The sequence below is a fragment of the Vibrio sp. B4-6 genome (assembly GCF_963888245.1).
Taxonomy (GTDB): domain Bacteria; phylum Pseudomonadota; class Gammaproteobacteria; order Enterobacterales; family Vibrionaceae; genus Vibrio; species Vibrio anguillarum.
This window is the reverse complement of record NZ_CAWPIM010000055.1, coordinates 134,631-148,598: the sequence shown is the minus strand read 5'-3', so window position 1 is coordinate 148,598 and position 13,968 is coordinate 134,631. Positions and strand designations below refer to the sequence as shown.

Here is a 13,968-nt window from a genome sequence, read left to right as displayed (position 1 = left end):
TTTTTTGTCCTTACTTCAGTTGCGCGAGTTCATGGTTGAGCATTGGCAGGTCGAGCTTTTGTTCTTTAGCGCAGCGTTTCGCAATGTCATAGCCTGCATCAGCATGGCGCATGACACCTGTAGCTGGGTCGTTATGCAAAACACGTGCAATGCGTTGGGCTGCGTCATCTGAACCATCACAGCAGATCACCATGCCAGAGTGCTGAGAAAAGCCCATACCTACGCCACCGCCGTGATGAAGTGACACCCAAGTTGCGCCACCGGCTGTATTGAGCAGTGCGTTGAGCAGCGGCCAATCGGAAACAGCGTCTGAGCCATCTAGCATACCTTCAGTTTCACGGTTTGGGCTTGCTACCGAGCCGGAATCTAAATGGTCGCGACCAATCACGACTGGCGCTTTTAACTCGCCACTTTTCACCATCGCGTTAAAGGCTTGGCCTAAACGTTCGCGATCTTTCAAACCCACCCAACAGATGCGAGCTGGTAGGCCTTGGAATTGAATGCGTTCGCGCGCCATGTCTAGCCAGTTATGTAGATGGGGGTTATCAGGGATTAACTCTTTCACTTTTTGGTCGGTTTTATAAATGTCTTCGGGATCGCCAGAAAGGGCGACCCAGCGAAAAGGTCCAATCCCCTCACAAAACAGTGGGCGAATGTAGGCTGGCACGAATCCTGGGAAGTCAAAAGCGTTCGCCACTCCTTCTTCGAGAGCCATTTGGCGGATATTGTTGCCGTAGTCGAGTGTGGCAGCGCCGCGTTTTTGCAGCGTTAACATCGCTTGAACTTGGACAGCCATCGATGCTTTGGCCGCCTTGACCACTTGGCTTTCATCTTGAGCGCGCATTTGAGCGGCGTGTTCCATGCTCCAATTTAAGGGTAAATAACCATTGAGTGGGTCATGGGCCGAGGTTTGGTCTGTCACCACATCGGGGGTGATATTACGCTCAACTAGCTGTGGAAAAATATCGGCGGCATTACCTAACAAACCGATAGAAATCGGTGTCTCCGAGCTATCGATCATCGCCAAGGCTTCATCTAAACTGGTGGCTTTTTTATCGACATAACCAGTGCGTAAGCGGTAGTCGATGCGCGATTCATCACACTCGACCGCAATCATGGAAAACCCAGCCATGGTTGCCGCTAATGGCTGAGCGCCGCCCATGCCACCTAAGCCGCCAGTTAACACCCAGCGGCCTTTTGCGCTACCAGCAAAATGCTGTTTAGCGATGGCGACGAAGGTTTCGTAAGTACCTTGTACAATGCCTTGTGAGCCGATGTAGATCCATGAGCCAGCCGTCATTTGACCGTACATCATCAAACCTTGCTTATCGAGCTCATTAAAGTGCTCCCAGTTGGCCCAATGTGGTACAAGGTTTGAGTTGGCAATTAGCACACGTGGTGCATTTTTGTGCGTCGGGAAAACACCGACAGGTTTGCCTGATTGAACCAAGAGCGTTTGATCCTCTTCAAGGCGTTCAAGCACTTCAACAATTTTATCAAAGCACGGCCAATTTCGGGCCGCGCGGCCAATGCCACCATACACCACAAGTGCATGTGGGTGCTCTGCAACGTCTGGGTCAAGGTTGTTCATGAGCATGCGCAGTGGCGCTTCGGTTAACCACGATTTGGCTCGAAGTGTTGTACCGTGAGGGGCGCGAATGGTGCGCGTAGTATCAAGACGTTGCTCTTGAGTATGGGGTTGCGTCATGTTGAGACTCCTTGTGTTTCACAATGTGGCGCTATTGTTGTTATGGTGCCAGTATCGGGTTAAGTGAGGTGTAGCGATTAATCGTCGGTCATGGCATTGGCGATATCCCAACACAACCTTGCTGCGAGGCGAGCAGTTTGATTGTCTTGGTCAAATTGCGGGTTGTATTCGGCAATGTCGGCAATTAACAGCTTATTTTTGTGGTAGAAAATTTTGTCAAAATAAGGGGCAAGCGCTTCATAACTTACGCCACGTGCTGCTGGGGCGCTGACTCCCGGCGCCGTTGCAGCTGGAAAGACATCTAAGTCAATCGTCAAATAGAGATAGTCACACTGGTCAATGAAGTGTTGCAGTTCACGCAGATGATCAATCGGGCTTAGTGCTGAAAACTGATTATCTTGCATATACCAAACGCCCAGTTCATCAGCTCGTTGAAACAGTGCCGCCGTATTACTTGCTCGGCTCACACCTAAGCAAGCGTAATGAAATGGCCATTGGTTTTGCTCGCACCATTGATGGATTTGATTAAAAGGGGTGCCGGAGCTAGGTCGCACCGAAGCGATCTCTGACTCAAAAGCACGTAAATCGAAATGTGCGTCAAAATTGATGATCCCAATCCGTGGTTGGCTGATGGCTTGTTGACTCAGATATTGCGCTGCGCCTTGAAACGTGGCCCAAGCGACTTCATGACCGCCACCCAGTACGATAACGGGCGTTTGTTTAAGCGTATGGGCAATCACATCAGCGCACTGTTGCTGAGCCAGCTCAAGCTCATCATCAATACAACGAATATTGCCCAGATCAAAAAAGCGAGAGTGCTTATGCCAAGCCATGTTGGCCAGCGCTTGGCGAATGGCATCGGGGGCCTGTTTTGCGCCAATGCGCCCTTTGTTGCGGGCCACCCCTGCATCGCATTCAAAACCGATAATGGCAATGGCTTTCTCATCTTGGTTTTGTTGAATGGGTAGCGTATTGACGGTGCAACGTTGAGTTTGATGATGAACGCGTGTACCTAACTCGCCATCTTCGGCATCGTGACGGCCTTGCCACTCGAAGCTGTGCTGAGTGTTGCTAAAGGTAGGGTTATTCATAGGTCAATGCTCCGTCAACTACCCGTGCATGCAAACGCGGTACGCCTACTTGATAACTTAAATCGGCTGGGTGGCTAATATTCCAAATGGCGAGGTCGGCATCATAGCCAGTGGCAATTTTGCCGCGAGAATCAGCAAAACCTAACGCTTGCGCAGCATGTTGAGTCACACCTCGTAAGGCTTCTTGGGGGGTTAAGCCAAACAGTGTGCACGCCATATTCATAATAAGAGTGAGGTCAGCAAACGGCGATGTACCGGGGTTGAAATCACTTGCGATGGCCATTGGAATATTATGCTGACGCAGTAAATCAATCGGTGGGCGTTGGGTTTCACGTAAGAAATAAAAAGCACCGGGCAGCAAGGTTGCCACGGTATTGGAACGGGCGAGTGCAAACACACCTTGCTCATCTAAATATTCGATATGATCGGCAGACAAACCTTGGTAATGGGCGGTTAAAGCGCTTCCCCCTAGGTTTGATAATTGCTCGGTATGACCTTTCACTTGCAGCCCATGCGCAATTGCGGCTTGGAACACTTTTTCTGTTTGTGCCAGCGTAAAACCAATCGATTCACAAAACACATCGACGCTCGAAGCGAGTTTTTGTTCGGCCACCAGAGGGATGATTTCCTGACAAATATGCTCAACATAATCGTCTGTTCGGTGTTGATATTCTGGTGGAATGGCGTGAGCGGCGAGCAGTGTTGTGACGACTTTAATGCGGCGATGATCCTCAAGGTGCTTAGCCGCTTTGAGCATTTTTATCTCATCATGGAGCGTTAAACCGTAGCCCGATTTGATCTCAACGGATGTGACACCGGAACGCAGCAACCCCTCTAACCTTGGTAGTGCCAACTCAACCAATTGGTCAATGGATGCGGTGCGGGTGGCGTGGACGGTTGATAAAATACCGCCGCCTTGCTTGGCGATCTCTGGGTAGGGAACACCTTGCAAGCGCATTTCAAACTCATTGGCGCGGTTACCGGCATAGATAAGGTGAGTATGGCAATCTATCAACCCCGGAGTGATAAGCTTGTCTTGGCAATCTATGACTTTGTGTTCTGGCGCGGCGGTGATGGGAATGTGGCTATCAAAGTAGGCGTCAATTTTGCCCGCTTTTATCACCACAGTTTTAGGAGAGCTAGGCTGATAGCCAAGCTCTCCTTGTTCCATGCTGACGATACGCGCGTTGGTCAGTATTAGATCCATCTTTATTGTCACCGTTATCGCTTAGTGCGCTGCTGATTTAAATGTATATACAAATAAATAAGGCAAAAGCGCAGGCGGTGCAAGATGAATGTTGCAAAAGTGTGATCGAATGTTGAAATGTGTAGCGTTAATCGAGCATCACTTTAGAGGTTAATTTGTATTTCGAGCCCGGGTGATAAAGCAGTGCAGAGCTGACTAACTTATCGCCACTCCAGGTACGGCGATTAAGTAGTAAACAGGGTTCATTGACGGCCAACTGCAACAATTGTTTGATGTGATGCTCGGCAATAATGGCTTCAACAGTGTGCTCAATTGCACTTAATGGGCAGTTTTGTGAAAGATATTGATTGGGCGTCATGAACGAGAAGTTTTGTTCAAGATAGTGGGGCGCGTAGCGGCTATTGACCCAACGTACTTCCAGTTGTATCGGAGTATCATTGGCAAAGTGAATGATTTCACTATAAAAAACAGAAGATCCTAGCATGACGCCGAGTTTGATAGCGACACTTTCATCTGCTGTTAACGCAAGTTGCTTTAAGACTTTACTGCGATATTGCTTCCCTCGGCTAGCGACCTCGTCAGCAATATTACGAATATCAAGTAGCGGTGATTCCGCTTTGTCTTCTACAGCGCAAACAAAAGTACCTAGCCTTGGTCGGCGTTGCAGTTTTCCATCAGCTACCAGATCCCGTATCGCTTTATTCACCGTCATCCGACTCACATTAAATTGCTCAGTCAGTTCTAGCTCGGTGCTTATGCGTTGGCCGACAGGCCAGTGTCCGGATTCAATGTTATCTAAAATAAATTGTTTTATTTGTCTATAAAGTGGTGAACTTGACATGGGCATGATGAGTTTTATTTGAATATACAAATAATTAACGAAGTCGCTGGGAAATGCAATATTTAGATAAGGCTTTGCGATCATCATCGGTCAAAACTGTGAATTGGTGAAGCAGCTATCGACGACAAAGGGTCAGTGTCACGGTAAGATGGCGCCGTAACTTGTGTTGTAAATGGTAACTTGTGGTTTAGATAATAAAGAGAAAATGCGATGACAGCTCCAACAGAAATGACTTTTTTCGCTCGTTTTGAAGCGGATATTTTGGCGAAAAAGAAAGTGATCACCATTCGTGATGAGAGCGAAAAGCACTACCAAGTTGGCTCTATTGTCGAGGTGAGTACGTTGGAAGAGGGACGAAAGTTCTGCCGCTTGTTAATCAATAAGGTTGAACCGATCCTATTTAGCGAATTAAGCCACTACCATGCAGAGCAAGAAAATATGTCACTCACGACACTGAAAGAGGTGATTCAAGACATTTATCCCAATATTGAACAGTTGTATGTCATTCACTATCAACTGGTTGAAGAGAAAGATCTGGAAAAAGATCACGCTTAAAAATAATAACGCCAATCAATCACGATTGGCGTTATTGCTGTTTTCCTCAAGACCGTGTCACGACGATTTCATTATAAAACGCAGCAACAGTAATGAGGTTAGTCACGCTTCCACAGAATGTGGCAGAACTTTTGGTCTGGGTCGCGGCTAACGAGCATTCTTGCAAACACATCGTCTAGTACGTCGTCCTCTTCATTGACAAGACCGATCAATACTTCCGCGTAAGCTTCCTTATCGACGTCAAAACCCACGTGTTGAACCCAATCATCACCAACGTCAACCAGTTCAGCCGCGCCACGGTCTTCAAATTGTGCTGTAAACAGGATGACATCAACAGGTTCTAGATTATCGGGTGCCATTTCAAGAAAGATGTCGTAAGCCGCATCAATGGCATCGTCGTAAGAAATCAAATCAGACATTATTATGCTCGGCTCATGTATTTGCGTTCAGCGGTGTTGATAATAATACGGTCGCCAGTTGCGACATATTCAGGAACCTGCACAACAAGGCCAGTGCTTAAACGTGCTGGTTTTGAACGCGCAGAAGCTGAAGCACCTTTGATGGAAGGATCAGTCTCTTCAATCACAAGCTCAACAGATGAAGGGACATCTAGTGCTACCGCAACACCGTCAACGACAACCACATACATACCTTGGATTTCTTCAGTGATGAACAGTAGCTCATCTTCGATATCCGCCTGTTTAAACGTAAATTGAGTGTAATCTTCGTTATCCATGAAGATGTACTCATCGCCATCAACATAAGAAAACGAAACCGCACGGCGGTTCATGTCAACGGTGTCGACAAAGTCATCGGCTTTTAAACGCTCATCAACGCGAGCGCCAGTGTTCAAATCAGTACAACGTAGTTTGTAGATTTTAGAACCACCGCGGCCACCAGGAGTGGTCACTTCGATGTCTTTGATCAATAGCGTCTTGCCACCAGAAATAATAGCAAACCCTTTTTTTAATTCATTCGCCTTTGGCATGGAATTTTTCCTTCATACTTAGTTTCGGCGCATTATACCTTGCCGTTTTCGAAAAGGAATATCTTGATTGATTGCTTTGCATAGTAGAACATGACCGCGTGTACTTTTTCTTAAATTAACTAACGCTTTTTGCTATGTATTTATCGGTTATTGACCCAAAACAACCCTTTCAGGCTGAATATCAAGCGGCTATCGATGATCTCATCAAGTTTCTGCGTGCCGGGTTAGGTGACAATCTACATAGTCTTTACCTTTATGGCAGTGTGGCGCGTAGAACTGCGCGTTATGGGCGCTCCAATTTGGATGTAGTGTTGGTCACGCACCGTGATTTCTCCGAGCAACGAGCAACTCTACTAAATACGATAAAATGGCGATTTCAGAAAAGTTTCCCACATATCACCGAAGTCTCGATCAAAACTGCACTCGTGAGCGAGGTAGCCACTTTAGAGAGCATTTTTACGTGGGGATTTATGTTGCGCCATTGTTGCGTTTGTATCTTGGGTGATGATCTGGCGGAATGCTTTGGCGATTTCGAACCCAGTTGGGAAATAGCTAAACACTGGAATATGGACATCGCAGATTGGGTCTTTTTTTACCGTGATAAAATTGCAAAAACCAGTTCTGAAAGCGAACAGAGCAAGGCGCAAGTAGCCATTGCCAAGAAATTACTGCGCGCCAGTTATTCTTTGATTATGTATCGTGACAAAAATTGGTTTGATGATCCTATCGAATGCGGGCAGCAGTTTTTACGTTATCACCCGGAGAAAAAAATCGACATTGAGAGATTGGGTATTTTGCTCTCTGGGCGAGTGATCGCTAAACGCTCAGTGATTGGAATTCTAGACAGTTATGGGCAATGGCTTGCAAAGCAGTATCAAAAAACAGAGTTTCGGATTGGTTAACCGCTGGCTAGATCGTCGTACTTCTTAAAATAACCCAAGTTGTGGCTGGCTGAGCTGTTCGAAATTCAAGCTAACAAAAGGCAAAATGGCTTCTGCGACTGGCTGCAATTGTTTATCGATATAGTGCTGATAATCGATAGGACTTTTTAAATACTCTTTAGGCTCAGGGCCATTCAGTGTGATGAGGTATTCGATACGACCTCGATTTTGATATTGCAATGGTCGGCCTAACTGCTGGTTTATCGTATCAGCAAGTCGTGCGGCTCTTACTTGTGGTGGTACGTTTTTTTGGTATTCATGCAGCTTGCGACGCAACCGTTTTTGGTACACGAGCTCATGGTCGAGTTGACCGGTTTGAGTTTGCTCAACGATTTCACGAATAAACGCCGCAGGGTCTTCACCATTAAAAATCATCGAATAAAGTTGGTGCTGAAAGCGTTGTGCGAGCGGAGTCCAGTCCGTTCTTGCACTCTCAAGGCCTTTAAAAATTAGCCGCTCGTTTTCGCCTTCACCGATCAATCCCGCATAGCGTTTTTTTGACCCCGTTTCTGAACCTCGGATGGTTGGCATCAGAAACTTTCGGTAGTGGGTTTCGTATTCCAATTCCAGCATCGATTCCAATCGGTACTCTTCACGCAAGTGGGTCGTCCACCATTGATTGATGTGTTCAACCAGTTGTTTTCCTACGCGATCCGCTTGCTGCTGTGAATATTGACCACCTAAAGAGACAAAGGTTGAGTCGGTATCACCATAAATCACCTGATAGCCTTGCGCCTCAATTAACTTTTTAGTTTGCTTCATGATCTCGTGTCCGCGCATGGTAATACTGGACGCCAAGCGAGTATCAAAAAAACGACAACCTGACGATCCAAGCACCCCGTAGAAAGAGTTCATGATGATTTTTATCGCTTGTGAAAAGGCTTTGTTATTGTTCTTTTTCGCCACATCACGCGCAGCCCATAATTTCTCGATCATTTCTGGAAGAAAATGTTTGGTGCGGTGAAATTGACCGCCACGAAATCCCGTTACTGCTTGGTTATCCTCTTTACCAAGTGGAATTTTTAGCCCTTCAATCAAGCCAAGTGGGTCAATTAAAAATGAACGAATGATCGAGGGATATAAGCTTTTAAAATCAAGAAGTAATACAGAGTCGTAGAGGTTAGGGATGGAGTCCATCACATAGCCTCCGGGGCTTGCGACCCAATTTTCGGAGTGTAAGTTAGGTGCAATGTAACCCGCGCGATGCAATTGAGGTAAGTAGAGATTGGTAAAGGCGGCGACAGAACCGCCGACGCGATCTAGCTCCACACCCGTGAGACGGGAACGTTCAATGGCGAAATCCAGCAAATGGGTATGTTCAAAGATTTTATTCACTAACACACAATCTTGCAGGTTGTATTTCGCCAGTGAAGGTTTGTCTTTTTTAAACATACGGTTGATTTCATCCATCCGATCATGGGCGTTGTGAATCGCTTTTCCTTCGCCTAATAGCTCCCTTGATACTGATTCCAATGACCAAGAACGAAATTGGTAAGTGGCTGTTTTTAATGTATCAATTCCATCCAACACTACTCGCCCGGGAATGGTAATAAACCCTTGCTGACTCTGGTTTGAACTACGAAAAAAACTGTGCTGTTTGCCACGGCCAATCGCAAGTTTTAACTTATGCCACTCGGCTCTTTTATGGAGTAAGCGAAAATCAAAATCAATCACGCTCCAGCCAATTACTACATCAGGGTCGAACTCAGTGAACCAATCGATGAGAGCGTTGAGCAATGCGTATTCGTCTTTCACCCATTGAATCGGGGTATCGCAAGGCTCAGGCTCACCAATCATGATTACGCGGCTGTCCATTGGGCTATCAAAACCAATCGAGTAGAGAATGCCTTTTTCAGAACACTCTAAATCCAGCGAAACCACTTTCAGATGAGGAAGATAGTTGCCCGGTCGACATTTCGCCTGTTCTATTTTTGAGTGGGAAAACGTCTGGGTAAGCCGTCCAGTGAATTCAATGCTGCCTTTAAGAAAACGCTCCATAAGAAAGCGGTCGGCAAGCTTAATATCATCTTCTAACGTCAGAATATGATGTTGCTTTAGTAGTGCCGAAAACTCAGCATGCGTTTGAATCGTTTGACAATAACAACCCGCTAGGAGGGTATGTTCAAAATCTTCCAAATCCAATGTCTTTAATTCGATAGAGAGCTGCCGCTCTAACGCTAATTTTTGCGCTTGTGGCACATCTTTCTGTGGTATGAAGAAAACGGGTTTTTCACCACGGATAATCAGTTGGGTTGGACCTTGAGGCGTACTCAACCACAACTCAATATGAGTCGAGCCATGAAGGTCTCTTGCATGGCGAGTAAGTAAAAAACCGTGTTGAATAACCAAGCGTAATAAATCCAAATAGTCGTAACCTTGGGGGAGGGCATCATATCAGAGCTACGAGGTAAATAACGAATTTCAGTGAGGTGAGTAAGCGGGCGATGGAGATCAAATAACCGTTAATTGGTATGGTGTATGCATTTTAACTTTATGATTTGTTTTGGTTTTGTATTTTTATGAGGCTGGTTGCATTTTTATGTTTAGGTTCAAATTTGTCAAAAAATCATGTAAAAGTCGTGCGGCATCTCTGCTAATATAATTAAGCTTTTGATTTGTTAATGGATTCTCATTGGATGATTAGCCGAACAAATAAGTACTTGCCAAATTTGGGGTTTGAGCACATATTCAGTGTGAGTAAAAACTAATGTTAAGTTAATTACCCGATTGTGAGTTAATTTCCAATTGTGAGCTAATTAATGTGGGCCGCGATGCTGCTATCCACGATTCAGTGGGTGCAGAGCCAATAGATGAGTGTGGAGATACAAGTTTGATAAGTGTTTTCCTTGTAGATGATCACGAGCTGGTTCGCACAGGGATACGACGTATTATTGAAGACGTCCGTGGAATGAACGTAGTAGGGGAAGCTGACAGCGGTGAAGAAGCAGTAAAATGGTGTCGCAGTAATCATGTCGACGTTGTTTTAATGGATATGAACATGCCTGGTATCGGCGGTTTGGAAGCGACAAAAAAAATTCTGCGCTTTAATCCAGATGTGAAAATCATCGTGTTAACGGTTCATACGGAAAATCCATTTCCGACCAAAGTGATGCAAGCTGGAGCCGCGGGTTATTTAACCAAAGGTGCAGGCCCAGATGAAATGGTCAACGCGATTCGCATTGTGAATAGCGGGCAGCGTTATATCTCGCCTGAAATCGCACAGCAAATGGCGTTAAGCCAATTCTCGCCAGCTTCTGACAATCCATTTGCTGATCTCTCGGAAAGAGAGCTGCAGATTATGATGATGATTACCAAAGGGCAAAAAGTGACGGATATTTCCGAGCAACTTAGTCTTAGCCCCAAAACAGTAAATAGCTATCGCTATCGACTGTTTAGTAAGTTAGCGATCAGCGGTGATGTTGAACTGACCCATTTAGCTATTCGACACGGAATGTTAGACACAGAGACGCTTTAGTGACTTCTTTGTTCGACTCGGTCGCTTTTCTTAAAACCGTTACCCATCAGCCCGGCGTTTATCGAATGTATAACGCCGAGGCTGATATCATCTATGTTGGCAAAGCCAAAGACCTCAAAAAACGCCTTTCTAGTTACTTTCGAAAAACAATCGACAGTGAGAAAACGCGCGCGTTAGTCAGCCATATCGATAAAATTGATGTCACCGTTACTCACACTGAAACGGAAGCGTTGATCCTTGAACATAATTACATCAAGCAATATTTGCCTAAATACAATGTGCTGCTGCGAGATGATAAATCTTACCCGTATATTTTTATTAGTGGGCATAAGCACCCTCGTTTGTCGTTGCACCGTGGCGCGAAAAAGCGCAAAGGTGAGTATTTTGGTCCATACCCTGATTCTGGTGCGGTTCGAGAGTCGTTACACCTCATCCAAAAAATATTTCCGGTAAGACAATGTGAAGATACCGTCTATAGCAACCGGACTCGTCCTTGCCTGATGTATCAAATTGGCCGCTGCGCTGCACCTTGTGTGAGTCATATCATTGCTGATGAAGAGTATGCTGAATTGGTTAATTATGTTCGATTGTTTTTGCAAGGCAAAGATAACCAAGTACTTGAAACATTAGTGCAAAAAATGGAACAAGCCAGCCAAGCACTGCAGTTTGAAAATGCCGCTAAATTTAGAGACCAGATCCAAGCCATTCGAAGAGTCCAAGAACAACAGTTTGTTTCTGAAGAGACGATGGATGACATGGATGTATTGGGATTTGCCCAAGAAAATGGCATCGCTTGCATCCATATTTTGATGATCCGCCAAGGTAAAATATTGGGTAGTCGTAGCCATTTTCCTAAAATTCCGGCTAACACGACTCAAGAAGAGGTGTTTGATGGCTTTTTAGGACAGTATTATTTAAGTCACAATGAAGCGCGTACGATCCCAAGTCGAGTGATCTTAAATGCGGGTCTGCTAGAGGATGAAAAGCCGCTGCAAGAAGCCTTACAGACCCTAGTCGGGCGTAAAGTTTCTTTCCACATCAGCCCAACAGGTGTGCGTGCTCAATATTTAAAATTGGCTAATACCAATGCATTGAGCGCAATAACGGCTAAAATTAACCATAGAATGACGATCAACCAGCGCTTTAAAGCACTTCAAGCTGTTTTAGGGTTGGATAGCATAGAGCGTATGGAGTGTTTTGATATTTCGCACACCATGGGAGAGAGCACGATCGCCTCATGCGTGGTATTTAACCAAGAAGGGCCTGTTAAACCAGAATACCGCCGTTATAACATCACGGGAATTACTGGTGGGGATGATTACGCTGCAATGGGACAAGTGTTAGATAAGCGGTATTCCAAGCAGCTTGACGTGGAAAAAATCCCCGATGTCATTTTCATTGATGGTGGTAAAGGGCAATTGAATCGAGCTTTGCAGATCATCTCTAGCCATTGGCAAGATTGGCCGAAAAGACCGGTGATGATTGGTATCGCCAAAGGTGTTACCCGCAAACCGGGGCTAGAAACGTTGATTACAACCGATGGCGATGAATTTAACCTGCCAAGTGATGCGCCAGCTTTGCATTTGATTCAGCATATTCGCGATGAAAGTCATAATCACGCCATTGCTGGGCATAGAGCCAAACGAGGTAAAACACGGCGTACCAGTACATTGGAAGGCATAGAAGGGGTTGGGCCTAAACGCCGGCAAGCACTGCTGAAATATATGGGAGGGCTGCAAGAGCTAAAAAGAGCCACTGTTGAAGAAATCGCCAAAGTGCCCGGTATTAGCCATTCTTTAGCTGAAAACATTTATCAAGCATTGAAACAATAAGAAAAATAACGCAACATAACCGCGCAATCGATAAGAGCCTATAAATATGCGTTTGAATATTCCTAATATTTTGTCTTTATTACGACTTTTCCTTATCCCAGTATTTGTCGTTGTTTTCTATCTGCCTTACGGCTGGGGCCCTTTTGCTGCGGCAATGGTGTTTTGGATAGCGGGTTTTACCGATTGGTTAGATGGCATGCTTGCGCGAAAACTTGGGCAAACCTCTCGCTTTGGTGCTTTTATCGACCCAGTAGCGGATAAAGTGCTCGTTGCGACGGCTCTTATCTTGATCACCGACCATTACCACAGTCTCTGGATAACGATTCCAGCCGTGACAATGATTGCACGTGAAATCATCATTTCTGCGTTGCGAGAATGGATGGCGGAAATTGGTAAACGAGCCAGTGTGGCCGTTTCATGGGTTGGGAAGGTTAAGACGCTCACCCAAATGTTTGCATTGTGGGTACTGATTTGGCGTTATGATGATTGGATGGTGTGGGTCGGCTATGCAGCGTTATACATCGCCACCATTTTGACCTATTGGTCAATGGTTCAATACTTGGCGGCAGCTAAAGACGACCTCCTCAATGCAGAACATCATTAAGAAACGGGCTTAGGCCCGTTTTTTGTTCCTCCAATTTCTACAATCCCTTTCACAACATGCATTATTGCTTTAGTTAAAGCACAGTTATCTCGTGTAAAAGGTGGTGAATTTTGCTATCAAATTAACCAAATCTGTCCTTTTTGAATGTAAAATAGCCAAACGATTTAAAAACTAAAAAAATAATATTGACTCATCGAATCGAATGCGTAGAATGCATCCCGTACTTGAGAGGAACGGAAGAAACAACCCAACCCCTTGATGTTACAGGGGCGCGTTGGCAGAGGGGCTATGCAGCGGATTGCAAATCCGTGGACCTCGGTTCGACTCCGGGACGCGCCTCCATTGCGACACTAGCTCAGTTGGTAGAGCGCAACCTTGCCAAGGTTGAGGTCACGAGTTCGAACCTCGTGTGTCGCTCCAAATTTTGAGGTGTTGAACTTAACGTTCAGTATCTAAAGATGGTGTTACTAAATTTTGTAAACAGCATCGCAATGTAGAATTGCGTGCCCTGGTGGTGAAATTGGTAGACACAAGGGATTTAAAATCCCTCGACTTTCGAGTCGTGCCGGTTCAAGTCCGGCCCGGGGCACCATCTTTTTACTGCTTATGCAGTATGCGACACTAGCTCAGTTGGTAGAGCGCAACCTTGCCAAGGTTGAGGTCACGAGTTCGAACCTCGTGTGTCGCTCCAAATTAAAGTCCTAGCAGAAATGCTGGGGCTTTTTC

The 13,968-nt window shown here is 45.6% G+C and carries 12 protein-coding genes and 4 tRNA genes; 9 read left to right on the top strand and 7 right to left on the bottom strand.

Features of this window, described 5'->3' with window-relative positions; all coding sequences use genetic code 11:
• Nucleotides 1–10 precede the first annotated feature (10 nt).
• The 4 genes from hutU to hutC form a co-directional block, all read right to left on the bottom strand.
• Nucleotides 11–1,708, bottom strand: a complete 1,698-nt coding sequence (hutU, locus tag AACV20_RS13505) for a urocanate hydratase (RefSeq protein WP_094146921.1) — start codon at nt 1,706–1,708, stop codon at nt 11–13.
• Nucleotides 1,709–1,785: 77 nt separating this feature from the next.
• Nucleotides 1,786–2,799 (bottom strand): formimidoylglutamase, encoded by a 1,014-nt coding sequence (gene hutG / locus AACV20_RS13500; protein WP_017050359.1) that lies wholly within the window; start codon nt 2,797–2,799, stop codon nt 1,786–1,788.
• Nucleotides 2,792–4,006, bottom strand: a complete 1,215-nt coding sequence (hutI, locus tag AACV20_RS13495) for an imidazolonepropionase (RefSeq protein WP_170907461.1) — start codon at nt 4,004–4,006, stop codon at nt 2,792–2,794. Before hutI ends, hutG begins: the two co-directional genes overlap by 8 nt.
• Nucleotides 4,007–4,133: 127 nt before the next feature.
• Nucleotides 4,134–4,847 (bottom strand): histidine utilization repressor, encoded by a 714-nt coding sequence (gene hutC / locus AACV20_RS13490; protein WP_038148510.1) that lies wholly within the window; start codon nt 4,845–4,847, stop codon nt 4,134–4,136.
• Nucleotides 4,848–5,057: 210 nt separating this feature from the next.
• Here hutC and yqfB point away from each other — a divergent pair, with 210 nt between their 5' ends.
• The gene (gene yqfB / locus AACV20_RS13485; protein ID WP_094150161.1) at nt 5,058–5,402 is read left to right on the top strand and encodes a N(4)-acetylcytidine aminohydrolase; all 345 of its coding nucleotides are present in this window, start codon (nt 5,058–5,060) and stop codon (nt 5,400–5,402) included.
• A 98-nt stretch (nt 5,403–5,500) separates the two neighbouring features.
• Here yqfB and AACV20_RS13480 read toward each other — a convergent pair whose 3' ends face one another.
• The gene (locus AACV20_RS13480; protein ID WP_017048043.1) at nt 5,501–5,821 is read right to left on the bottom strand and encodes an HI1450 family dsDNA-mimic protein; all 321 of its coding nucleotides are present in this window, start codon (nt 5,819–5,821) and stop codon (nt 5,501–5,503) included.
• Nucleotides 5,822–5,823: 2 nt separating this feature from the next.
• Complete coding sequence (yeiP, locus tag AACV20_RS13475) at nt 5,824–6,390, bottom strand: elongation factor P-like protein YeiP (RefSeq protein WP_013856610.1); 567 nt, start codon at nt 6,388–6,390, stop codon at nt 5,824–5,826.
• A 134-nt stretch (nt 6,391–6,524) separates the two neighbouring features.
• Here yeiP and AACV20_RS13470 point away from each other — a divergent pair, with 134 nt between their 5' ends.
• The gene (locus tag AACV20_RS13470) at nt 6,525–7,292 is read left to right on the top strand and encodes a nucleotidyltransferase (protein ID WP_013856611.1); all 768 of its coding nucleotides are present in this window, start codon (nt 6,525–6,527) and stop codon (nt 7,290–7,292) included.
• Nucleotides 7,293–7,316: 24 nt separating this feature from the next.
• Here the strand turns inward: AACV20_RS13470 and AACV20_RS13465 are convergent, their stop codons facing one another.
• Complete coding sequence (locus AACV20_RS13465) at nt 7,317–9,680, bottom strand: DNA polymerase II (RefSeq protein WP_170907510.1); 2,364 nt, start codon at nt 9,678–9,680, stop codon at nt 7,317–7,319.
• Nucleotides 9,681–10,161: 481 nt separating this feature from the next.
• Between AACV20_RS13465 and uvrY the strand changes: the two genes are divergently transcribed.
• The 7 genes from uvrY (at nt 10,162) to AACV20_RS13430 (ending at nt 13,933) form a co-directional block, all read left to right on the top strand.
• Nucleotides 10,162–10,806 (top strand): UvrY/SirA/GacA family response regulator transcription factor, encoded by a 645-nt coding sequence (uvrY, locus tag AACV20_RS13460; RefSeq protein WP_026028128.1) that lies wholly within the window; start codon nt 10,162–10,164, stop codon nt 10,804–10,806.
• Entirely contained in the window at nt 10,806–12,638 is a 1,833-nt protein-coding gene (gene uvrC / locus AACV20_RS13455; RefSeq protein ID WP_047688276.1) for an excinuclease ABC subunit UvrC, read from the top strand. Before uvrY ends, uvrC begins: the two co-directional genes overlap by 1 nt.
• 46 nt (nt 12,639–12,684) lie before the next feature.
• Nucleotides 12,685–13,242 (top strand): CDP-diacylglycerol--glycerol-3-phosphate 3-phosphatidyltransferase, encoded by a 558-nt coding sequence (gene pgsA / locus AACV20_RS13450; protein ID WP_017046228.1) that lies wholly within the window; start codon nt 12,685–12,687, stop codon nt 13,240–13,242.
• A gap of 268 nt (nt 13,243–13,510) precedes the next feature.
• Nucleotides 13,511–13,584: transfer RNA gene (locus tag AACV20_RS13445), tRNA-Cys, on the top strand.
• A 2-nt stretch (nt 13,585–13,586) separates the two neighbouring features.
• A tRNA-Gly gene (locus AACV20_RS13440) sits at nt 13,587–13,662 on the top strand.
• Nucleotides 13,663–13,747: 85 nt separating this feature from the next.
• Nucleotides 13,748–13,834, top strand: a tRNA-Leu gene (locus AACV20_RS13435).
• 23 nt (nt 13,835–13,857) lie between these two features.
• Nucleotides 13,858–13,933, top strand: a tRNA-Gly gene (locus tag AACV20_RS13430).
• Nucleotides 13,934–13,968: the final 35 nt, after the last annotated feature.

What these genes read in the sequence shown, in the direction of transcription:
- hutI (WP_170907461.1), bottom strand. Translation starts at nt 4,006, where the DNA reads ATGGATCTAATACTGACCAACGCGCGTATCGTCAGCATGGAACAAGGA.
- hutU (WP_094146921.1), bottom strand. Translation starts at nt 1,708, where the DNA reads ATGACGCAACCCCATACTCAAGAGCAACGTCTTGATACTACGCGCACC.
- yeiP (WP_013856610.1), bottom strand. Translation starts at nt 6,390, where the DNA reads ATGCCAAAGGCGAATGAATTAAAAAAAGGGTTTGCTATTATTTCTGGT.
- yqfB (WP_094150161.1), top strand. Translation starts at nt 5,058, where the DNA reads ATGACAGCTCCAACAGAAATGACTTTTTTCGCTCGTTTTGAAGCGGAT.
- pgsA (WP_017046228.1), top strand. Translation starts at nt 12,685, where the DNA reads ATGCGTTTGAATATTCCTAATATTTTGTCTTTATTACGACTTTTCCTT.
- hutG (WP_017050359.1), bottom strand. Translation starts at nt 2,799, where the DNA reads ATGAATAACCCTACCTTTAGCAACACTCAGCACAGCTTCGAGTGGCAA.
- hutC (WP_038148510.1), bottom strand. Translation starts at nt 4,847, where the DNA reads ATGTCAAGTTCACCACTTTATAGACAAATAAAACAATTTATTTTAGAT.
- AACV20_RS13470 (WP_013856611.1), top strand. Translation starts at nt 6,525, where the DNA reads ATGTATTTATCGGTTATTGACCCAAAACAACCCTTTCAGGCTGAATAT.
- AACV20_RS13480 (WP_017048043.1), bottom strand. Translation starts at nt 5,821, where the DNA reads ATGTCTGATTTGATTTCTTACGACGATGCCATTGATGCGGCTTACGAC.